We start from the raw sequence: 20765 nt of genomic DNA, 5'->3' as shown, positions 1-20765 counted from the left end.
ACATGGCACAGCAGATACGGTATGGCATCATCGGATGCGGCATGATGGGGCAGGAACACCTGCGCAATATTGCCCTGTTGCCCGACACCGATGTGGCCGCGATTTTCGAACCCGACGCCGCGATGGCTGCCACGGCGCAGGCCATGGTGCCGGATGCCGTGATGGTGGACAGCGTCGCGGACCTGCTGGCGATTGAGGGGTTGGACTGCCTGCTGATCGCAAGCCCGAACTTCCGCCATGTCGAACAGTTGCAGCAAATCGCCGCCACACGCCCCCTGCCCGTTCTGGTCGAAAAACCGCTGTTCACCGCGGCAGAGGATTTCGAAAGGCTGCGCCTGTTCCGCGACACCTATCCCGCGCCGGTCTGGGTTGCGATGGAATACCGCTATATGCCCGTGATCGCGCAATTCCTGTCAAATGCCGATGTGGCCACGGGGGGCATCAAGCAGCTTTCGATCCGCGAACACCGTTTTCCCTTTCTGGAAAAGGTCGGGGACTGGAACCGGTTCAACCGCTACACAGGCGGGACGTTTGTCGAGAAATGCTGCCACTTCTTTGACCTGATGCGCCTCGCGCTGAAGGCCGAACCGGTTCGCGTCATGGCTTCGGCCTCGCAGGCGGTGAACCATCTGGACGAGCGCTATGACGGTGAGGTGCCGGACATTATCGACAGCGGCTATGTGATTGTCGACTTTGCCGACGGCACGCGCGCGATGCTGGAACTGTGCATGTTTGCCGAAGGCGCCGCCTATCAGGAAGAGCTGTCCGCCGTGGGTCCGGCAGGCAAGATCGAAGCCTTTGTGCCGGGACCGGGGCGGTTCTGGCCGGAGCACCTTGGCGATGCGCCGGTGGCAAAGCTCATCACGTCGCCCCGTTCACCGCAGGGGCCTGTGACCCACGCCATTCCGGTGGATCCGACCCTGCTGGAAGCGGGCGATCACAACGGATCGACCTATTACCAGCATCAACGCTTTGTCGCGCTGGTGCGGGGTGAAACCGAGCGGCCCGAGGTCACGTTGGATGATGGCTGGGCCGCGGTGGCGATGGGGATGGCAGCACAGGAAAGTGCGCGCGCGGGGCGTGCGGTGGACCCTCGGGACTATCTGTAGGCTCTTAGGTTTCGCCGCGCTGGCGCTGCGGCGACCGACCGGGGGCGTTGCCCCCGGACCCCCACAGTATTTTTGGCCAAAAGAAACGTGGTGCAGTGAAAGTACCCGAGCCGCCGATCGGGTGTGGTTCGGGATTTTTCTTTTAGGCAGTCAGCATGGATTTGAAGGCGTGCCATGACGCTTTGGGGGTGCGTTTGAGCGTGTCGAAATCCACGTGCACCATGCCGAAGCGTTTTTCGTAGCCCAGCGCCCATTCGTAGTTGTCCATCAGCGACCACGCCATGTAACCCTTGAGCGGAACGCCTTTGGCAATCGCCTCACGCGCGGCGTGCAGGTGGCTGTTAAAATAGGCGATGCGGGTGGCATCATCGACAGCGCCGTTCACCACGTGGTCGTCATTCGCCATCCCGTTTTCGGTGACATAAAGCGGCAGGTCGCCGGTGTATTCCCGCGCCGTACGCACCAGCAGATCGTGCAGCCCTTGCGGGTAGATTTCCCAGCCCATCTGGGTCTTTTCCAGCGGTCCTGTCACGCTGTGCAGATGCGGCCACGGTCCGTCATTTCCGGCCAGCAGCGTGCGCGTGTAATAGTTGATCCCTGCCCAGTCGAGCGGCGCGGCAATGGTTTTGAAATCGTCCTGCCAGCCGGTGGGGAAGTGGGGTTCCAACGCTTTTACGATACGGTCGGGGTAGCAGCCCTTGAACGCGCCGGAGACGAAGAAGTGGTTGTAATAGTCGTCATGGGTAGCGGCGGCTTCGAGGGCGGCGGGGCTGTCATCGGCGGGGGCGGCCCATTCGTAGTTGAACACCGCGCCGAGGTTCTTGACACCCATGGCGCGCATCCGTTCGATGGAGGTGCCGTGCGCCAGCATGACATGGTGCATCGCACGCGCCGTGGCGCGAATGTCGCGCAGGCCGGGCGCGTGGTGGCCGAGGAAATGGGACAGCCACGCGACGCACCAGAATTCGTTGATTGTCGCGACCGAGAACACCCTGTCGCCAATCCGGTCCATGATGGTTTCAGTGAAATCGCCGAACCACGCCGCCACATCGCGGTTGCGCCAGCCGCCCTGATCGGCCAGCGCCGAAGGCATTTCCCAGTGGTAAAGCGTTGCCATTGGTTTCAGCCCGCGTTCGAGCATCCCGTCCACCAGCCGGTCGTAGAAATCCAGCCCTTCGGGGTTCACCGTGCGCCCGTCCGGCATCACGCGCGCCCAGCTGGTTGAAAAGCGGTAGGCGTCAAAACCGGCATCGCGCAGCAGGTCAAGATCAGCGCCATAGCGGTTGTAGTGATCGCAAGCCGTCGCGCCATCTTCGGCACGCACGACGTTGCCGGGCGTCGCGGCAAAATCGTCCCACATGGCGCGGCCTGCGCCGCCGAAACGGTGCCCTTCGATTTGGTAGGCCGAGGTGGCAGCCCCGAACAGGAAGCCTTCGGGGAAGTCTGAGCGTTTATGGTCGAGCATGGTCTAGTCCTTGCGTGGGCCGGTCGAGGCGCCAACGACGAATTCGGCCTCCCACAGCGTTTGGGTATGAGGGGCGTCGGGGTCGTTGATCCGTTCGATCAGCATCCGTGCGAGGGCAGCGCCCGCCTCGCGGACGGAGGATTGCACGGCGGTGAAAATGGGCGGGGAACCTGCGTTGCCGAAATAGCTGAGGCAGTCGTCAAAAGTGGCGACCGACACGTCCACGCCCTGCCGTAGACGCCGTTCACCCAAGGCGCGGCGCGCACCAACGGCGCAGATGATCGACGCGACGACAAAGGCGGTGGGTGGATTGGGCCCGTCCAGCATGGCCGAGGCCGAGGCGTGGCCGTAGCTTTCGGTCATTTCATCGGACACCATCAGCGCAGGATCGACCTCGATTCCCGCGTCGCGCAGCGCGGTTTCAAATCCTTGGCGGCGGCAGATCGCGAAATCCAGCGTCTCCTGCCCGTTGATCAGCGCTATGCGGCGGTGGCCCAAGCCGATCAGGTAGCTGGTCAACTGGTGAAAGGCGCGGGTGTTGTTCACGTCCAGTCCCGTATAGGCGACAGTCGATCCGCTTGAACTGCCATGCACCACGAAGGGCAGGCCGATTTCGGTCAGTTGCGCCAGACGTGGATCGTTCTTGCGAGGCGCGTGCATGACCAGCCCGTCCACCACGCCGCGCGCCTTGAGATCGCGGTAAATCTCGACCTCGTCCTGATTGCCGACGCGCGACACCATCATGTCATAGCCATGCGCGGAATAGGTTTCACCCGCCCCGGCCATGAAGTCCCCGAAGATCGGGTTCACCATTTCACCCGAATCACCTTCGGAGATCACATGCCCGATGCACCGGCTGTGACCGGTGGCGAGGCCCCGCGCACGGGCATTCGGGCTGTAGTTGTATTTTCTTGCAGCCTCAATGACTCGCGCCCGCGTCGCCTCGGACACCTCGGGATATCCGTTCAGCGCCCGACTCACTGTCGTCTGGCTAAGGCCCAAATGGCCTGAGAGTTCCTTGAGATTAACGGGCATTTCCATCCAAAGCGCTTTTAGTTCGGGCGACGCTACTCCGAAGTTGGCAGGTTCGTCAAAACCTAAGGGCGTCGCGCTGATGTCCCGCCTACCCGTCTGATAGCGCAATCACAATGTTTGACAGGCGACGCGTTTTGAGCAACTCTGCCGACATTCCAAAGCGCTTTGGCAATCAACCATTGTGCTAACGTCCGGCGCACTAGACGCTGTACGTGGAGATGAAACGGGAGGAAGACCAACATGACCAGAACTCTACTGGCCAGTGCGGCTGCGCTGGCAATTACGGCTGCATCCGCCTCTGCGGACGGCCACATCGCTTTCCCCATCGGGGAAGGTCCATTCAGCTGGGACAGCTATAACGCTTGGGCCGAAAACGCGCCTGACCTCAGCGGACAAACCGTTACGATTTTCGGCCCATGGCTGACACCCGAAGACGGGTTCCTGAACAACGCGCTGGTCTATTTCGAAGAAGCCACAGGCGCTGACGTGATCTATACCGGTTCGGACAGCTTCGAGCAGCAGATCGTTATCGACGCCGAAGCCGGTTCCGCGCCCAACATCTCTGTCTTCCCACAGCCGGGTCTGGCGTCGGTCATGGCCTCCAAGGGCCAGTTGCACCCGCTGGGTTCCGAAACAGCCGACTGGGTTGCGGAAAACTATGCCGCCGGGTCGTCCTGGGTCGATCTGGGTTCCTACGCTGACGAAAACGGCGAAGACCAGATGTTCGGTTTCTTCTACAACGTGAACGTCAAATCGCTGGTCTGGTACAACCCCGAGAACTTCGAGGATGCGGGTTACGAAGTGCCCGAAACCATGGAAGAGCTGAAAGCGCTTACCGAGCAGATCGTTGAAGACGGCGACACACCTTGGTGCATCGGGCTGGGTTCCGGTGCCGCGACCGGCTGGCCTGCGACCGACTGGGTCGAAGACATGATGCTGCGCACAGTTGATCCGGCGGTTTATGACCAGTGGACCACCAACGAAATCCCGTTCGACGATCCACGCGTTATCGCAGCGATCGAAGAGTTTGGTTATTTCGCGCGTGACGATGCGAAAGTCGCAGGTGGCGCCGGTGCGGTTGCCTCTACCGACTTCCGTGACAGCCCCAAGGGTCTCTTCACCTCGCCGCCACAGTGCTACATGCACCGTCAGGCGTCCTTCGTGCCTGCGTTCTTCCCTGAAGAAGTGGAATTCGGCGTCGACACAAACTTCTTCTACTTCCCAAGCTATGCTGAAAAAGACCTCGGCAATCCGGTTCTGGGCGGTGGTACGCTGATGGCAATCACCGATCCTTCCGAAGGTGCGACTGCGCTGATGGAATACTTTAAACTGCCCCTCAGCCACGAAGTCATGATGGCGCAAACCGGCTTCCTTACACCCCACAAGGGCGTGAACACCGAAGCGTACAAGGACGAGACCCTGCGCGCTTTGGGTGACGTTCTGCTGGGTGCGACCACCTTCCGTTTCGACGGGTCCGACCTGATGCCTGGTGGAGTTGGTGCTGGCACGTTCTGGACAGGTATGGTTGACTATACAGGCGGCAAAGATGCAGCGGCCGTGGCTGCCGACATCCAGTCCAGCTGGGAAGCGTTGAAGTAAGCGCCCCGCACGAGATACCGGCCAGTCCGCGCACAACAGCGGGCTGGTCCAACAACAAGACCGCAAAGGTCAATGGGCCTGATATGGCCTGACATCAGGGAGGACCGTCCATGAATCCGGCATTCCAAGGCTTGATCACCATCTTTATCGGCGTCGGTGGGTGCATCGCCTACTTCTATTTCTCGAACCAGCTTCTGGACAAAGTGCTCTTCCGTGCCGAGGGGCCGAATGCAGGGCGCAACATCAACCGTGCCAACATGATCCGCCCTTGGCTGTTCCTGTTTCCCGCGATGTTCGCCCTTGGTCTCTACCTTGCCTATCCCGTTGTCGAAACGCTGCGCCTATCCCTGACGGACCGTGATGCGGGCGGGGCCTTTGTCGGGCTTGCCAACTACAATCAGATGTTTGGTGAATCCAAGTTCTGGGAAGCGCTGCGCAACAACATGCTGTGGCTGATCGTAGTGCCTGCGGCGTCTACCGCCATGGGCCTGTTGGCCGCGCAACTGACGGACCGGATCAAGTGGGGCTCGATTGCGAAATCTCTGATCTTCATGCCGATGGCCATTTCCTTTGTCGGCGCGGCAGTGATCTTCAAACTGGTCTATGACACACGGCCCGCAGATCAGGACCAGATCGGGGTGCTGAACGCGGTCTGGCTGCTTTTTGATGGCGGGTTCGCATCGATGTTGCTGCTGAAATTCGTGCCCATCGTCATTCTTTTGTCTTTCGCCGCGCTGGTCGCCTATGTCGGCTGGATTTTTGTGCGGCCTATCGCAAACTCCAATGCGACGGGTGGCGGGGCGGGCTATGTCCCGCTGCGGCTATTGGTGGCCTTTGGCGGGCTTTACCTTGTGTATCTGTCGCTGACCTCGATCGTGTCGCTGCTGGGTGCCACCCTGCCATACGGAGAGCCGCAGACCTGGCTGACCATTCCATTCTGGAACAGCTTTTTCCTAATGATCGTGCTGATCTGGATCCAGACAGGCTTTGCCATGGTGATCCTGTCCGCCGCCCTGCGCGGCATCCCCGAAGAAACCATCGAAGCCGCAATCATCGACGGTGCGGGGCCGTTCCAGATCTTTTTCAAGATCAAGGTGCCGCAGATCATGGGCACCATCGTTGTGGTCTGGACCACGATCACCATTACCGTTCTCAAAGTGTTCGATATCGTGTTCGCGATGACAAACGGGCAGTGGGAAACTCAGGTTCTGGCCAACTACATGTTCGACAAACTGTTCCGCGCCAATGACTGGGGCGTCGGGTCCGCAGCGGCGATCATCATCATGATCATGGTGTCCCCGATCCTGATCTGGAACGTCTACAATGCCCGCAAGGAAATGAGATAATGGCCCGAGGACATAAGGAAGCACATCATGGATAACATCGCTGGTTCCAAATCCTCCCTGAGCTGGGCGGTCAACATATCGGTCGTTCTGCTGGTCGCCCTGTGGGTGTTCCCGACGGTTGGCCTGCTGGTGTCGTCCTTCCGCACCACCGACCAGATTTCGACCTCGGGCTGGTGGAAGGCGCTGTTCCCAAGCGAGCAATCCCAACGCTTCCGCGTGGCATCGCCCGATGACAACCGCCGCGAGATTGACGGCGTGTTCGTCGTCGAAGGCACGTTCTTTGACGCCGGATCAGAGGCCGAGATCAGCCGCTGGGGCACCTCCAGCCGCGAGATCGAAGCCTATGCCGCCGGTGAAACCGCCGATCTGGGCGATGGCGAAACCATGACTGTCGAAGCCAACGGCGACTATGTCTGGTCCGGCAATGACGAACAGATCAGCGGACGCGGCCAGCGCGTGTTTGTAACCGCTCTGTCGCCGCCCGAATTCACCTTGGACAACTATGACAACATCCTGTTCAGCGGCAACGCGGGCGACAACATGGCCAAGGCGTTCTTTAACACGCTGACCGTGACCATTCCCGCCACGATCATTCCCATCGTCGTCGCGGCGTTTGCCGCCTACGCACTGGCTTGGATGGATTTTCCGGGGCGTGCGCTGCTGATCGCGGCGGTGGTTGGCCTGCTGGTGGTTCCGCTGCAACTTGCGCTTATTCCGCTGCTGAAACTGCACGTCGATATCGGCATCGGCAAAGGGTATCTGGGGGCGTGGTTGGCCCATACCGGCTTTGGGCTACCGCTCGCTATATACCTGCTGCGCAACTACATGGTTGGCCTGCCGCGAGACATCATCGAGAACGCCAAGGTCGACGGTGCCACCGACTTCCAGATCTTTACCAAGATCATCCTGCCATTGTCCTTTCCGGCACTGGCATCCTTTGCCATCTTCCAGTTCCTGTGGACGTGGAACGACCTGCTGGTCGCCAAAGTGTTCCTGATCGACTCGACCGGACAAACCACAGTGATGACCGACCAGATCGTGAACCTTTTGGGGACACGGGGCGGCAACTGGGAAATCCTTGCCACGGCGGCCTTCGTGTCCATCGCTGTGCCGCTGGCGGTATTCTTTGCCATGCAGAAATATCTGGTGCGCGGCCTGCTGGCCGGCTCCGTCAAATAAAGGCCCGACATGAACGACCTAACGAACATAGACACATCGAACGCCCTTGTGGCTGATAAGGACTGGTGGCGCGGTGCCGTCATCTATCAGATCTATCCGCGCAGCTTTCAGGACAGCAACGGCGACGGGATCGGCGATCTGAACGGGATCACCCAACGCCTGCCCTATATTGCGTCCCTCGGCGTCGATGCGATCTGGATCTCGCCCTTCTTCACCTCGCCGATGAAGGACTTCGGCTATGACGTGTCCGACTATCGCGGCGTTGACCCGATGTTCGGCACCATGTCCGATTTCGACGCGCTGACGCAGGCCGCGCACAGCCTCGGGCTGCGCGTGATGATCGATCTTGTGCTGTCGCACACCTCTGACGAACACCCGTGGTTCAAGGAAAGCCGCGCGGACACCGAAAACGACAAGGCCGACTGGTATGTCTGGGCCGACCCCAAGGATGACGGCACGCCGCCCAACAACTGGCTGTCGATCTTTGGCGGGCCTGCATGGCAATGGGATGGCCGTCGCGAGCAGTACTATCTGCACAACTTCCTGACCACACAGCCCGACCTGAACTTCCACTGCCCTGCCGTGCAGGATGCGCTGCTGGACGTGGTGCGGTTCTGGCTGGATCGCGGGATGGACGGCTTCCGCCTTGATACGATCAACTTCTATTTCCACGACAAGCAGTTGCGCAGCAATCCGGCCCTGCCCAAAGACCGGCGCGACGCGACCATCGCGCCGTCGGTGAACCCCTATAACCACCAGCTGCACCTCTATTCCAAGAACCAGCCCGAGAACCTCGCCTTCCTTGAACGGTTCCGCGCCGTGCTTGAGGAATACGATGCCGCCGCGGCCGTCGGCGAAGTCGGGGACGCGCAGATGGGTCTCGACATCATGGGCGAGTACACCAAGGGCGATGACCGCATCCACATGTGCTACAGCTTCGAGTTGCTGTCAGCCACTATGCCCACCGCTGCGCGGATCGCCAAGGTGATGGGCGATGTTGACCGTCTGGTCAGCGATGGCTGGGCCTGCTGGGCGTTCTCCAACCACGACGTCGTGCGCCATATGACCCGATGGGATCTCTCGGACGCCGCCGCACGCGCGCTGGCGACACTGATGATGTGTTTGCGCGGTTCGACCTGCATCTATCAGGGCGAAGAGCTGGGTCTGACCGAAGCCGATGTGGCATTTGAAGACCTGCAAGACCCCTATGGCATCGAATTCTGGCCCGAGTTCAAAGGCCGCGACGGCTGCCGCACGCCGATGGCGTGGGAAGATTCCAACCGCAACGGCGGCTTTACCACTGGTGATCCATGGCTGCCCGTCAGCCCCGAACACACCCGCGTCGCCGCTGGCACGCAGGAAAACGATCCGGCCTCGATGCTGAACCACTACCGCAAGGCAATTGCCCTGCGCCACGCGCACAAGGCCCTGCAAAAGGGCGACCATGACGCGGTCACGGCAACTGGCAACGTGGTGCACTTTACCCGCAGCGAAGGGGACGAACAGATTTTCTGTGCCGTGAACCTGAGCGACGAACCGGCAACACTTGCCCTGCCCGAAGGCAGCGAGTGGGTGTCGATCGGGGCGGAACTGGGCAGCATTGCACCCGGACCGGATGGGCAATTACACTTGGGTCCATGGCAAGTCGCCTTGGCGCGCAAGGTCTGAACGTAACAAGAAGCGCCCGAACCAGCGGGCGCGTCCACGGGAGGGGACGACCATGGCAGATTTGAAACTTACGAACGTCGCAAAGACATATGGCGGCAGTGTCAATGTCCTGAACAACATCAACCTCGACATTGAAAAGGGCGAGTTGATCGTGTTTGTGGGCCCGTCGGGCTGTGGCAAGTCCACCCTGTTGCGCATGATCGCGGGGCTGGAAAGCATCTCGGACGGGACGCTGGAAATCGACGGCACCGTGGTGAACGACGTACCGCCCGCTCAGCGCGGTATCGCGATGGTGTTCCAGTCCTACGCGCTGTACCCGCACATGACCGTGCACGACAACATGACCTTTGCGCTGAAGCTGGCCAAGAAATCGACCGAGGAAATCAATGCTGCGGTCGACAAGGCCGCGCGTATTCTTCAGCTTGAGCCCTATCTTGACCGCCTGCCCAAGGCCCTGTCAGGCGGTCAGCGCCAGCGTGTGGCCATCGGGCGGTCCATCGTGCGTGACCCCAAGGTCTATCTGTTCGACGAACCGCTTTCGAACCTCGACGCCGCCCTGCGAGTCGCCACGCGGATCGAGATTGCGCAACTCAAAGAGTCGATGCCCGACAGCACAATGATCTACGTGACCCACGATCAGGTCGAGGCGATGACCCTCGCCACCCGCATCGTGGTGCTGGCGAACAAGGGCATCGCTCAGGTCGGCACGCCGCTACAACTTTATGAACGCCCCGAAAACGAATTCGTCGCGCAGTTCATCGGCTCGCCTGCGATGAACCTGTTGCCGGGTGAGGTGGTGGAAACCGGATCGGTGACACGGGTGAAGATGAAGTCGGGCCATGTGGTCACGTCCTCTGTCCCGACCCGCGAATCCGACCGTGGCATGACCGTCAACGTGGGCGTGCGCCCCGAGGACATGACCGTCACCGAAGCCGACAATGCGGTCTACGAAGGCGTTGTGGATTTCACCGAAGCACTGGGCGAGGTGACGATCCTTTACTTCGAGGCCGCTGCCGGTGCCGAACCTGTCCTTGCCAAGATGCCTGGCATCCATCAGGGCCTGCGCGGCACCACGGTGAAGGTGACCGCCGACCCTGCCAAGGTGCAGCTTTTTGCGAACGGGCAGTCGCTCTACTATCGCTAAGGGGATGCGCGGGGCGCTTAGCCCTGATCAAACATCGCGGCGGACCGGTCCAGCAGGAACTGGCTGATGATCGGCCCCGCCGCCGCCCCGATACCACGCGCATTGGCACCGATCTGACCCTCGGCGGTGCTGGGGGTGATCAAGCCGCGCATGTCCTTCGTCGCAAGGCGCATACGGGTCATATAGACCAGTTGCGTGCGCAAGGCGGGGGGCAATGACCCGTCAATAACCGCCGCCTCGAAATCAATGACGGCACAGGCCGTGACCATCGCAGTGGCGAGCGCATCGGCAGTCTGTTCCATCCATGGCGTAACAAAGCGTTCCAAGTGGGACCAGTCTTGCGGCGATTCCCACAGGCTGCGCGGGTTCTCGCCCGCTTCGATCAGGCGCAATTCCAGCGTCCGGATCGAGGCAAGGTCGATCAACTGCCCCGACTTGCCGTTCACATCTTTGATCGGCATCGGGCCAAAAGCACCGGCGTTCTGCAGGTTCCCCTCGAACACGGCGTGGTCCAGAACCACCCCGCCCCCGATGAACGCACCAATAAAGAAATAGATGTAGTCGCGGAATTCCCGACCGACCCCGAACAGGTGTTCGGCACGGCACGCGGCTGTGGCATCGTTCACCATATGCACGGTCAGGCCGGTGATCTGCGCCACTTCTTGGGTAAAGTCGATGTCGCGCCAGATCGCAAAATCCTCGGCAGGGGCGCCGATCAACTCGTGCCAGTTCCACAGCTCGTGCGGGGCCGCGACACCGATCCCGCACAGGCGGGACCGCATGGTTTCGGGCATGTCTTCCAGCAACTCGGCAAAGCCGGTGCGCAGGAAATCGAACACGGCTTCGGGCAGCGGGTAGTCATAGGAATGGCGCAACTGATGGCGCACGGTGCCCGACAGGTCCAGCACCACCAGATCGGCACTGCGTCGCCCGACCTTCAGGCCCAGCGAATATGCCCCGTCAGGGTTCAGCGCGAATGGCACCGACGGCTTGCCCACCTTGCCCTTGATCGGCGCACCCTTGGTCAGAAGCCCGTCCTGTTCCAGCTTGCGCAGGATGACAGATGCGGTTTGCGGCGACAAAGCGGTGCGGCGCGCAAGATCACTGCCCGGCAACGCGCCATTGCGTTGCAAGATCGAAAGCAACAGCCGTTCGTTATAGGCCCGAACACCTGTCTGGTTGATCCCCGCAGACAAGCTGCGCACATGATCCAGCGTCATTTCATATTCTCTCCCCACAGATCATAGGGACACAGAGAAATTAATAAATCAAGTTTATTTATTAATTGACACGATTCGAGAATCGCGTTTTACCTAGGGGCAGTCGAACACGGGAAACTGCCCGTATTGACCAACATCCTAGGGAGGACACTATGAAGAAACTACTGCTTGGCTCCGTTTGTGCATTCACCGCAATGGCAGGCGCTGCGTTCGCTGATGCACATGCTGTATCCGCTTGCCTGATCACAAAGACCGACACAAACCCGTTCTTTGTTAAGATGCGCGAAGGCGCGACAGCCAAAGCCGAAGAATTGGGCATCACGCTCAACTCCTACGCTGGTAAAGTAGACGGCGACCACGAAACACAAGTGCAAGCGATCGAAACATGCATCGCGAACGGCGCAAAAGGCATCCTGCTGACCGCGTCCGACACTTCCTCGATCACACCTGTTGTACAGCAAGCCCGCGACGCAGGCCTTCTGGTCATCGCGCTGGACACACCGCTTGACCCGATCGACGCCGCAGACATGACATTTGCGACAGACAACTTCCTTGCCGGTGAACTGATCGGCCAGTGGGCTGCCGCAACACTGGGCGACGAAGCCGCCAACGCCAAGATCGCGATGCTTGATCTGGCCATCAGCCAGCCAACTGTCGGCGTTCTGCGCGACCAAGGCTTCCTGACCGGCTTTGGCATCGACGTCAAAGACCCAAGCAAATGGGGTGACGAAGATGACGCACGCATCGTTGGCAACGACATCACGTCCGGCAACGAAGAAGGTGGCCGTAAGGCGATGGAAAACCTTCTTGCCAAAGATCCAGGCATCAACGTTGTCTACACCATCAACGAACCAGCGGCTGCGGGTGCTTACGAAGCACTGAAAGCCATCGGTCGTGAAAACGACGTGCTGATCGTATCCGTCGACGGCGGCTGCCCCGGCATCCAGAACGTCGCAGACGGCGTGATCGGTGCAACATCCCAGCAATACCCGCTGCTGATGGCCTCCATGGGCATCGAAGCGATTGCAGCATGGGCCAAAGACGGTTCCAAGCCACAAGCGACAGACGGCAAAGACTTCTTTGACACAGGCGTTTCGCTGGTCACAGACAAGCCTGCCGAAGGCGTTGACAGCATCTCGGTTGCCGAAGGCACCGACCGCTGCTGGGGCTAATTGCCCTGCCTCGGGGGTGAACGCCCCCAAGGCATGCTTTTGCACACATGGGCGACGGTCGAAGACAACCATCGACCGTCGCCTTTGAATTTCATTAGTATGAAACATCAGGGGCGGGCATTTCGCCTGCCCCTTTTAAACACCCTCGGGAGGGGAAGACCAAATGTCACCATCCGACAACTATGAATCAGCGGCGTCATCCGCTGACGCCAACGTCGCCCAATTCGAAGACACCCGCACCGGACTGATTGGCCGCTTGCAGCACACGCTGCACCAGACGCCATCGCTTGTACCACTTATCGTTCTGGTGTTTTCACTGATCCTGTTCGCGGTCCTTCTCGGCTCGCGCTTCTTCTCCCCCTTCGCGCTGACGCTGATCCTGCAGCAGGTGCAGATCGTCGGCGTACTGGCCGCGGCCCAGACACTGATCATCCTGACCGCAGGGATCGACCTGTCGGTCGGTGCCATCGCGGTGCTGTGTACGGTCATCATGGGCAAGGCATCGTTCAGCTATGGCATCCCGCCCGCTATTTCCGTGGCCATCGGCCTTGCGGTCGGCACCCTTCTTGGCGCGATCAGCGGTTGGCTGGTCAGCCGGATGAAGCTGCCCCCCTTCATCGTGACCCTCGGCATGTGGCAGATCGTGCTGGCGGCGAACTACCTTTATTCCTCGAACGAAACGATCCGCAGTCAGGATATCGAGGCTGACGCGCCCTTCCTCCAGTTCCTCGGCACCAAGCTGTCGCTCGGTGGCGCGACCTTTACCCTTGGCGTGCTGCTGATGATCCTGCTGTTCATCGGGCTGGCCTATGCGCTACGCTCGACCGCGTGGGGGCGTCACGTCTATGCGGTTGGTGACGACCCAGAGGCGGCAGAACTGTCCGGCGTCAACGTGCACAAGACCTATATGAGCGTCTATATGGCCGCAGGGTTCATCTGCGGGCTGGCAGGCTGGGTCATGATCGGTCGCTTCGGTTCGATCTCTCCTTCGGCCACCACAGGCGTCATCGGCAACATTCAGGCCATTACGGCTGTTGTGATCGGCGGCATCTCGTTGTTCGGCGGACGCGGCTCTATCGCAGGGGCCCTGTTTGGCGCCCTGATCGTCGGTGTATTCGAACTCGGCCTGCGCATGGCAGGGGCCGACCCCCAATGGACATTCATGTTGATCGGTATGCTGATCATCGGTGCCGTCGCAGTGGATCAGTGGATCCGGAAAGTGAGCGCATAATGGAACCCATTCTCAAAGCACGCGGCCTTGTAAAACGCTATGGCAAGGTCACCGCACTGGATCACGCAGACTTTGACCTGATGCCAGGCGAAATTCTTGCCGTGATCGGCGACAACGGGGCCGGCAAATCCTCGATGATCAAGGCCGTGTCGGGGGCCACCATCCCCGACGAAGGCACCATCTGGATGGAAGGCAAGGAAATCAGCTTCCGCTCGCCCATCGAAGCGCGCGAACACGGGATCGAAACCGTGTACCAGCAGCTGGCCATGTCCCCTGCCCTGTCGATTGCCGACAACATGTTCATGGGCCGCGAGTTGCGCAAACCCGGCCTCATGGGGAAACTGTTCCGCCAGCTCGACAAAAGCGCGATGGAGAAGTTCGCCCGCGAAAAGCTGTCCGAACTGGGCCTTGCGACGATCCAGAACATCAACCAAGCGGTTGAGTCCCTGTCCGGTGGTCAGCGTCAGGGCGTGGCCGTGGCCCGCGCGGCGGCCTTCGGGTCCAAGGTCGTCATCCTCGACGAACCCACCGCCGCCCTCGGGGTCAAGGAAAGCCGCAAGGTGCTGGAACTGATTCAGGACGTGCGCAGCCGTGGCATTCCGATCATCCTGATCAGCCACAACATGCCCCACGTGTTCGAAATTGCGGACCGCATCCATGTGCACCGTCTGGGCCGTCGCCTGTGCGTGATCGACCCGAAAGAGCATTCGATGTCGGACGCCGTTGCCTACATGACTGGCGCTGCGGAACCGGCAAGTGCCGCCTGACCTCTCACTCTCACAGATCTGTACGCAGATCATGCAGGCGCCGCTGTCCCCACAGCGGCGCCTGATCGCCGTTGTGGGGCCCCCCGGCAGTGGGAAATCCACTGTGTCTGGAATGCTCGCAAACACGCTTCAGGCCATGGGACATATGGCGCTGGTCGTCCCGATGGACGGGTTTCACCTGGATAACCGTCTGCTCGATCTTGACGGCACCCGCGCCGAAAAAGGCGCGCCACATACATTCGACGCACGCGGCGTGCTGCGGCTGGTAAGTGCGATGCAGGATCCGGCCGATCTGGTCTATCCGCAATTCGACCGCAGTCGCGACATCGCCATCGCAGGCGCAGGGCGCCTGCCCGCCGCCTGTGAGACCGTCCTGATCGAAGGCAACTACCTGCTGTACGACGCGCCTGTTTGGCGCGAACTGGCGCAGCACTGGTCGCTGTCGATTGCCCTGACACCGCCGCGCGCATTGCTGCGGCAACGGCTGGTGCAACGCTGGCTGGACCACGACATGCCCCCGGATCAGGCCATTGCCCGCGCCGAGGGCAACGACCTGAAAAATGCAGACCGCGTGCTGGAAAACATGCTGCCTGCCGACATTATTCTGAACGAGGTGCCGACATGATCCTGTGCTGCGGAGAAGCGCTTATTGATATGATCCCCGACGCAAACGGGGCCTATGTGCCGCATGTGGGCGGCGCAGTGCTGAACACAGCGGTAGCTTTGGGGCGGCTGGGCGTGCCCACGGGGCTGATTACCGGACTGTCCTCGGACCCGTTCGGCACGATGATTGCCGACCACATGGCCGCAAGCAACGTATCGACCAACCACGTGGTGCGCAGCGCGCGCAACACGACGCTGGCCTTTGTGCATTTGGACGAAGGTCAGGCGACCTACACCTTCTACGATGAAAACACCGCGACCCGCGGCATCGAACCGGACGACATCGACCCCGTCCATTCCGATGCCGAGGCGTTGTTCTTTGGCGGTATTTCCCTTTGCAATCCGCCTGTAGCGGACAGCCTGCTGACCCTCGCATTGGCCCAGCCAGAGCGGCGTCTGGTTATGGCCGACCCTAACATCCGCCCCAGCTTTGTGTCCGACCACGACGGTTATCGCGCACGGTTGAACGCGTTGATCGGACGCGCAGATATCGTGAAGCTGTCCGATGACGATCTGAACTGGCTTGAGCCCGGCACAGCATCGCTGGCCGACAAGGCGCAGGCGATCCTGTCCAAAGGCACCAAAATGTTCCTGCTGACCGAAGGCAGCCAAGGCGCAACTGCCTATCTGCAAGGGGGGCGCCACCTGCACGCCCCTGCGGTCAAGGCCACGGTCGTCGACACAGTCGGCGCGGGCGATACGTTCAACGCAGGCTGCCTTGCCGCGCTGCGCGCCGCCGATGCGCTGCACCCGTCCGCCATTGCCGACCTGCCCGAGGCGACGTTGCACGATATGCTGACCCTTGCGGCACGTGCGGCATCGGTCACCGTGTCCCGCGCGGGCGCGAACCCGCCATGGGCCAGCGAACTGTCCTGATTGTCACATGATCACAGCGTCGCAGTTTGCTGCGGCGCTGCGCCCCCCGCGGACATGCCCCGCGCCTAGCTAGACAAAGGGCAGGTAGAAATCGCGCACCTCGTCCACGGATTTGTCCTTAAGCCGCTTCCACTCGTCCTGCTTGAGGAAGATCACCGCGTCGCAAATCTCCTCCCCCACCGCGTTGCGCAGAGTCGCGTCCTTGTCCAGCGCCTCTAGTGCGCGGTCCAGCGATGCAGGCACGTGGCGTGTGGCGCGGACATTTTCCAACCCGTCCAGATCTTCGGCCTCTGGCACAGGATAGGTGTTTTCAACGCCCAGCAGGGCCGCCTGCAACACCGCCGCCACGGCGAGATAGGGGTTCGTCGCACAGTCTGCCATACGATGCTCCAACCGCGCCGATTTGGGCGAGGTCACACAGGATCGCGTGGTAACCAGACGGTGATCGTCGGCCCAATTGCCCCAATAGCCCGCCATCGACGCAGGCCCAAGGCGGTCGTAACTGTTCACCGTCATGCCCAGCAATCCGGCCAACCCCTCGTGATGGTGGATCAACCCCGCGATGCAGCCCCGCGCCACATCCGACAGCGCCCCGTCAGGCGCAATAACGTTTTTGTCGTCACTGTCCTCAAAGCTGAAATTGATGTGCATGCCCGATCCGCCACGGTCGGGAATGGGCTTCGGCAGGAAGGTCAGCAACAGACCCATATCGGCAGCAACCTCGCGCGCCATGGTCTTGAACAGAAACGCGCTGTCGCAGGCGGCAACCGCATCATCAAACCCGAGGGTCAGTTCGAACTGCCCGCTGTCATATTCACCGTTCATCGATTCAATGCCCAGCCCGACCGACACTGCCGTGGACCACAGCGCATCCATCAAACCGGCCGGATCATTCTGCGGCCCCGTGCCGTAGACGAAAGCCCCCGGCGTGTCATAGGGCGTCCAGACGCCGTCGCTGTCCTGCTGGAAGACATAGGCCTCAAGCTCGATCCCAACCTTGGGTTTCAGCCCCCGTGCCGCCCATGCATCAACTGCCGCTTGCAACCGCCCGCGCGCGCACAGGCCGAAGGGGGCACCATCGACATGCAGACTGCCCAAGGCGATTTCGGTGTCACGCTGCCAGTCGGGGTGGCGTGCCGCGTCCAGCACCAATTCCATATCCGGCAATCCGTCGAACACCCCCGCCCCTGGAACAGGGATCAGGTCGCGGTCAAAAGTGGTGCCGAACACCCCGCGTGCAAAGCCGACCTTGCCCCCTGCGGCCAGTGACGACGGCACATATTTGCCGCGTGGCAGGTTCAGAAGGTCACAGAATAAGACGCGGGTCCGTTGGGTCATGGGCATCACTTCAAAGTTGGGCGCAGGGTCAGGGATTTGACCCCGCAGATGAAATTGGATCGGGTCCACGTGGGCGGCGACACGGCCTCAAGCCCGCTGATACGGCCCGCAAGTTCCTGCAACACGGCCCGGAGTTCGAGCTTGGCCAGCCACATGCCAAGACAGACGTGCGGCCCGCCCTGTCCAAAGGCCATGTGGCGGTTGGGGCTGCGATCAAGGCGCGCCGCGTCCGGTGCGTCAAACACGGTGTCGTCTCGGTTGCCCGACACAAACCACAGCAGCACCTTGTCGCCCTCGCGGATGGTGGTGTCATGCAGGGCCACATCCCGTGTCGCCGTGCGCCGGAAGTGCAAAGTGGGTGAGGCAAGGCGGATGAATTCATCGGCGCATGTGTCCCAGACCTTGCCCGACTGCAACTGGCCCAGCAGATCCTTCTGTTGCGTCAACAGCCAGAGCGCCATGGCGATGGAATAGCGGGTCGTGTCATTTCCGGCCGCCACCAGCAGGCAGAAGAAGTTCTTGAAATCCTGCCCCGCCATCGCGCCGTTTTCCGCCCGCAGCACCCGCGCCAGAATGCCCGCGTCATCGACAGGGCGCGCACCGCTCAGCACTTGATCGGCATAATCATACAGCTCGACTCCGGCAGGCGAGCGGAAGGGCATCATCCGGTAGGCATCTGTATCCACCTTGTCGATCACCGTGTCGGTAAAGTCTGGGTCGGTGTTGCCGATCAACGCATCGCCGCGCTGGACCAGCCATTCAAGATCGCCCTCAGGCACGCCAAGGATGCGCCCCAGCATCAACATCGGCAGCCGCTTGGCAATCAGGTCGATGCCGTCAAATTCGGTATGATCCAGCGCCTGCGAAACGATGTCCTTGGCCAAGTCGCGGATCAACGGTTCGAACCCCGCCATCACCGGTTTGGCAAAGGCTGGGTTCACCAGCCGTCGCGTCGCGGAATGTTCGGGCGGGTCGGTCTCCTGAAAGGTGCGGCGGGCAAGGTATTCTTCGCGGCTTTGATCCTCGATCCGGATGCCCTGCGCGCTGGAAAAGGTCAGCGCGTTCTTTTGCGCGGCCATGATGTCGGCGTAACGGGTCAACGACCAGAACCCCTTGTCCCCGCCATGACTGTCGGTCCAGTGCACGGGCGCGTTGGCGCGCATCGCGGCAAAGGTGTCATGCGGCACCCCGTCCATGAAACTGTCGTGGTCGGCCAGATTTTTCACGGATGCCCCCCGATAAATTTCGTGATCCATTGGCCGAACACCGCACCATCATTGCGCCGCCCCAGCGTCGCCTTGGCTTGCGCCACCTGATCGGATGACAGGACCGGCGCGGTGTGGTCCAGCACGCAGCGCATGAACGGGTCGGTAAATTCGGGGTGTGCCTGCGTGGTCAGGATATGGCCCCCCTTGGCGAACCCCGCCGTGGCGCAGTGATCCGAGGTGGCATAGCGGATGCACCCGTCAGGCAGGGTCGTCACCGCATCATGGTGGAACTGATAAAGGTTCAGGCGCGCGCTTTGCGGAACAGTCAGGCCCGACTGCGCGCTGATTGCGACCTCTTCAATGCCGATGTTCCAGTCCTGCCGCACAACGGTGCCACCAAGGGCGACGGCAATCGCCTGATGCCCGAAACAGCAGCCGATCAGTGGTTTGCGCGCTGCATCGCAGGCGCGGATGAAATCATACAGCGCGGGCAGAAACGGCAGATCGTCCAGTACCGACAAGGGCGATCCGGTGATCAGATACGCATCCTGTTCGTCGACGTCCCGCGGCACCTCACCCCCGATGGTCATGTAGATGCGGTAGTTGAACCGTTGGTCCTGCGCATCGAACAGGTCGCGAAAACGGTGTGCATCATCGGGAAACGCATCGCCCACCTCGACCGAACGGTCGTGGTTCACCTGCAATATGCCTAGGTTCAAGCGCGTCATATCATGTCCTGTAATGGAAAGGGGCGACCCACCAAGACCGCCCCTAAAGGTCAGCGGCCCAAGATCGTGTCGATCTCGGCTGATTTGACGCGGTCGGTTTCAATACGCGCTTGCGCCTCTTCCTGACCCTGCCAGTACACAGCGGCCCCAGTTTCAGACATCAGCGCCTGCGCCGCGTCCGAGGCCATCGTCTTGGCCGCGATCTCGGCAATGGTGTCGATCACCTCTTGTGGCGTGCCTTTTTTGACGAACAGACCGTTCCACAGCTCCACATCGTTCACGCCCGACTGCGCGGCAATCGTTTCGACCCCGTCCAGCTTGGCAATCGGTTCGGCACCGATATTGCCCAGCACGTTGATGTCGCCCAGACAAGGTTCGATCAAGGCCAGCGTCGTGTTGATCACATCCGCATCACCCGAGGACAGCGTGTTGCAATCCAGCATGTCAAAGGCGCTGTCATCCGCAAACTCGAACCCCATCTGCGCTGCGGCTGCCATGGATACCGAGGTCGGCGTCAGACCCGCGCCGAAGTGGCCCAGCACCACATCGTTGTCTTTTGCGTATTCCGCCAGTTCGGCCATGTTCGAATAGGGCGCGTCGCCTAGTGCGGCGAGGACGAAGGGATAGGTCAGAAAGATGCCCACGGGCACAAAACTGTCCTCTTCGATGCCGATGTCGATCTTGGGACCGACCACAGGCACACCGATCACAAGTGATCCGATCACCGATCCGTCTGCCGGTGCATCAAGCACCTCAAGCGCACCGGGAAAGGGGCCATCCCCGCCACCGGGACGGTTCACAACCGATGCAGGTTGTCCCGTTGCCTCGGCCATGTCGGCGGCGATCATGCGGGTCAGGATGTCTTCGAAATCACCCGGAGGCCACGGCACGATGAACTGCACCGGTCCCGTCGGATATTCAGCCAGAACAGGTGTCGCCAACGCGGCAATCGCGAAGGCGGCGGATGTCAAAAGCTTTTTCATAAGTACTCTCCCCTGTGGTTTATGTGCTTTCGGT

General features: G+C 60.9%; 18 protein-coding genes. 11 read left to right on the top strand and 7 right to left on the bottom strand.

Features of this window, described 5'->3' with window-relative positions; all coding sequences use genetic code 11:
* The first annotated feature begins 2 nt into the window (after nt 1–2).
* Nucleotides 3–1109 (top strand): Gfo/Idh/MocA family protein, encoded by a 1107-nt coding sequence (locus AC6GQJ_RS13075; RefSeq protein ID WP_500768926.1) that lies wholly within the window; start codon nt 3–5, stop codon nt 1107–1109.
* Between the two features lie 142 nt (nt 1110–1251).
* On the opposite strand, the gene AC6GQJ_RS13070 is transcribed toward AC6GQJ_RS13075, so the two are convergent.
* Both AC6GQJ_RS13070 and AC6GQJ_RS13065 read right to left on the bottom strand, forming a co-directional pair.
* Nucleotides 1252–2574 carry a GH1 family beta-glucosidase gene (locus AC6GQJ_RS13070; RefSeq protein ID WP_500768924.1) on the bottom strand — a complete coding sequence of 441 codons (1323 nt, stop codon included), beginning with the start codon at nt 2572–2574 and terminating at the stop codon, nt 1252–1254.
* A 3-nt stretch (nt 2575–2577) separates the two neighbouring features.
* Entirely contained in the window at nt 2578–3615 is a 1038-nt protein-coding gene (locus AC6GQJ_RS13065) for a LacI family DNA-binding transcriptional regulator (protein WP_500768922.1), read from the bottom strand.
* A gap of 234 nt (nt 3616–3849) precedes the next feature.
* On the opposite strand from AC6GQJ_RS13065, the gene AC6GQJ_RS13060 reads away from it, so the two are divergent.
* The 5 genes from AC6GQJ_RS13060 to AC6GQJ_RS13040 all read left to right on the top strand — a co-directional run bounded on the left by AC6GQJ_RS13060 (nt 3850) and on the right by AC6GQJ_RS13040 (nt 10545).
* Nucleotides 3850–5208, top strand: a complete 1359-nt coding sequence (locus tag AC6GQJ_RS13060) for an ABC transporter substrate-binding protein (RefSeq protein WP_500768920.1) — start codon at nt 3850–3852, stop codon at nt 5206–5208.
* Between the two features lie 110 nt (nt 5209–5318).
* Nucleotides 5319–6554, top strand: coding sequence for a carbohydrate ABC transporter permease (locus AC6GQJ_RS13055; protein WP_500768918.1), 1236 nt, complete (start codon nt 5319–5321; stop codon nt 6552–6554).
* A gap of 27 nt (nt 6555–6581) precedes the next feature.
* A complete protein-coding gene (locus AC6GQJ_RS13050) occupies nt 6582–7733 on the top strand; it encodes a carbohydrate ABC transporter permease (RefSeq protein ID WP_500768916.1) in 1152 nt (383 codons plus the stop codon).
* A gap of 9 nt (nt 7734–7742) precedes the next feature.
* Complete coding sequence (locus AC6GQJ_RS13045; RefSeq protein ID WP_500768914.1) at nt 7743–9401, top strand: alpha-amylase family glycosyl hydrolase; 1659 nt, start codon at nt 7743–7745, stop codon at nt 9399–9401.
* 52 nt (nt 9402–9453) lie between these two features.
* Nucleotides 9454–10545, top strand: a complete 1092-nt coding sequence (locus AC6GQJ_RS13040; RefSeq protein WP_500768912.1) for an ABC transporter ATP-binding protein — start codon at nt 9454–9456, stop codon at nt 10543–10545.
* 17 nt (nt 10546–10562) lie between these two features.
* Here AC6GQJ_RS13040 and AC6GQJ_RS13035 read toward each other — a convergent pair whose 3' ends face one another.
* The gene (locus AC6GQJ_RS13035; RefSeq protein ID WP_500768910.1) at nt 10563–11765 is read right to left on the bottom strand and encodes an ROK family transcriptional regulator; all 1203 of its coding nucleotides are present in this window, start codon (nt 11763–11765) and stop codon (nt 10563–10565) included.
* Nucleotides 11766–11917: 152 nt separating this feature from the next.
* Here AC6GQJ_RS13035 and AC6GQJ_RS13030 point away from each other — a divergent pair, with 152 nt between their 5' ends.
* From AC6GQJ_RS13030 to AC6GQJ_RS13010, 5 genes are all read left to right on the top strand, one after another.
* Complete coding sequence (locus tag AC6GQJ_RS13030) at nt 11918–12937, top strand: sugar ABC transporter substrate-binding protein (RefSeq protein WP_500768908.1); 1020 nt, start codon at nt 11918–11920, stop codon at nt 12935–12937.
* Nucleotides 12938–13100: 163 nt separating this feature from the next.
* Nucleotides 13101–14168, top strand: coding sequence for an ABC transporter permease (locus tag AC6GQJ_RS13025; protein WP_500768905.1), 1068 nt, complete (start codon nt 13101–13103; stop codon nt 14166–14168).
* Complete coding sequence (locus tag AC6GQJ_RS13020; RefSeq protein ID WP_500768903.1) at nt 14168–14935, top strand: ATP-binding cassette domain-containing protein; 768 nt, start codon at nt 14168–14170, stop codon at nt 14933–14935. The genes AC6GQJ_RS13025 and AC6GQJ_RS13020 overlap by 1 nt, the downstream gene beginning before the upstream one ends.
* A 112-nt stretch (nt 14936–15047) precedes the next feature.
* On the top strand, nt 15048–15560 hold the full coding sequence (locus tag AC6GQJ_RS13015) for a nucleoside/nucleotide kinase family protein (RefSeq protein ID WP_500773919.1): 513 nt from the start codon (nt 15048–15050) through the stop codon (nt 15558–15560).
* Nucleotides 15561–15589: 29 nt separating this feature from the next.
* Nucleotides 15590–16474, top strand: coding sequence for a carbohydrate kinase family protein (locus tag AC6GQJ_RS13010; RefSeq protein WP_500768901.1), 885 nt, complete (start codon nt 15590–15592; stop codon nt 16472–16474).
* 69 nt (nt 16475–16543) lie between these two features.
* Here AC6GQJ_RS13010 and AC6GQJ_RS13005 read toward each other — a convergent pair whose 3' ends face one another.
* Genes AC6GQJ_RS13005 through AC6GQJ_RS12990 form a run of 4 tightly spaced genes read right to left on the bottom strand, consistent with a single transcriptional unit; the run spans nt 16544 to nt 20731 of the window.
* Nucleotides 16544–17812: a type I glutamate--ammonia ligase gene (locus tag AC6GQJ_RS13005; RefSeq protein WP_500768899.1), complete on the bottom strand. Its 1269-nt coding sequence runs from the start codon at nt 17810–17812 to the stop codon at nt 16544–16546.
* Nucleotides 17813–17817: 5 nt separating this feature from the next.
* On the bottom strand, nt 17818–19008 hold the full coding sequence (locus AC6GQJ_RS13000; protein WP_500773917.1) for a cytochrome P450: 1191 nt from the start codon (nt 19006–19008) through the stop codon (nt 17818–17820).
* A 26-nt stretch (nt 19009–19034) separates the two neighbouring features.
* Nucleotides 19035–19748, bottom strand: a complete 714-nt coding sequence (locus AC6GQJ_RS12995; protein WP_500768897.1) for a type 1 glutamine amidotransferase — start codon at nt 19746–19748, stop codon at nt 19035–19037.
* A 50-nt stretch (nt 19749–19798) separates the two neighbouring features.
* Nucleotides 19799–20731, bottom strand: a complete 933-nt coding sequence (locus tag AC6GQJ_RS12990; RefSeq protein WP_500768895.1) for a tripartite tricarboxylate transporter substrate-binding protein — start codon at nt 20729–20731, stop codon at nt 19799–19801.
* Nucleotides 20732–20765 lie beyond the last annotated feature (34 nt).

The organism is Tateyamaria sp. 7Alg 36 (assembly GCF_059882455.1).
The sequence above is the reverse complement of the archived record's forward strand: the minus strand, read 5'-3'. Positions and strand labels throughout refer to the sequence as shown.

Coding starts and splice junctions, on each gene's coding strand:
- AC6GQJ_RS13075 (WP_500768926.1), top strand. CDS start 3: ATGGCACAGCAGATACGGTATGGCATCATCGGATGCGGCATGATGGGG.
- AC6GQJ_RS13070 (WP_500768924.1), bottom strand. CDS start 2,574: ATGCTCGACCATAAACGCTCAGACTTCCCCGAAGGCTTCCTGTTCGGG.
- AC6GQJ_RS13065 (WP_500768922.1), bottom strand. CDS start 3,615: ATGGAAATGCCCGTTAATCTCAAGGAACTCTCAGGCCATTTGGGCCTT.
- AC6GQJ_RS13060 (WP_500768920.1), top strand. CDS start 3,850: ATGACCAGAACTCTACTGGCCAGTGCGGCTGCGCTGGCAATTACGGCT.
- AC6GQJ_RS13055 (WP_500768918.1), top strand. CDS start 5,319: ATGAATCCGGCATTCCAAGGCTTGATCACCATCTTTATCGGCGTCGGT.
- AC6GQJ_RS13050 (WP_500768916.1), top strand. CDS start 6,582: ATGGATAACATCGCTGGTTCCAAATCCTCCCTGAGCTGGGCGGTCAAC.
- AC6GQJ_RS13045 (WP_500768914.1), top strand. CDS start 7,743: ATGAACGACCTAACGAACATAGACACATCGAACGCCCTTGTGGCTGAT.
- AC6GQJ_RS13040 (WP_500768912.1), top strand. CDS start 9,454: ATGGCAGATTTGAAACTTACGAACGTCGCAAAGACATATGGCGGCAGT.
- AC6GQJ_RS13035 (WP_500768910.1), bottom strand. CDS start 11,765: ATGACGCTGGATCATGTGCGCAGCTTGTCTGCGGGGATCAACCAGACA.
- AC6GQJ_RS13030 (WP_500768908.1), top strand. CDS start 11,918: ATGAAGAAACTACTGCTTGGCTCCGTTTGTGCATTCACCGCAATGGCA.
- AC6GQJ_RS13025 (WP_500768905.1), top strand. CDS start 13,101: ATGTCACCATCCGACAACTATGAATCAGCGGCGTCATCCGCTGACGCC.
- AC6GQJ_RS13020 (WP_500768903.1), top strand. CDS start 14,168: ATGGAACCCATTCTCAAAGCACGCGGCCTTGTAAAACGCTATGGCAAG.
- AC6GQJ_RS13015 (WP_500773919.1), top strand. CDS start 15,048: ATGCTCGCAAACACGCTTCAGGCCATGGGACATATGGCGCTGGTCGTC.
- AC6GQJ_RS13010 (WP_500768901.1), top strand. CDS start 15,590: ATGATCCCCGACGCAAACGGGGCCTATGTGCCGCATGTGGGCGGCGCA.
- AC6GQJ_RS13005 (WP_500768899.1), bottom strand. CDS start 17,812: ATGACCCAACGGACCCGCGTCTTATTCTGTGACCTTCTGAACCTGCCA.
- AC6GQJ_RS13000 (WP_500773917.1), bottom strand. CDS start 19,008: ATGGACGGGGTGCCGCATGACACCTTTGCCGCGATGCGCGCCAACGCG.
- AC6GQJ_RS12995 (WP_500768897.1), bottom strand. CDS start 19,748: ATGACGCGCTTGAACCTAGGCATATTGCAGGTGAACCACGACCGTTCG.
- AC6GQJ_RS12990 (WP_500768895.1), bottom strand. CDS start 20,731: ATGAAAAAGCTTTTGACATCCGCCGCCTTCGCGATTGCCGCGTTGGCG.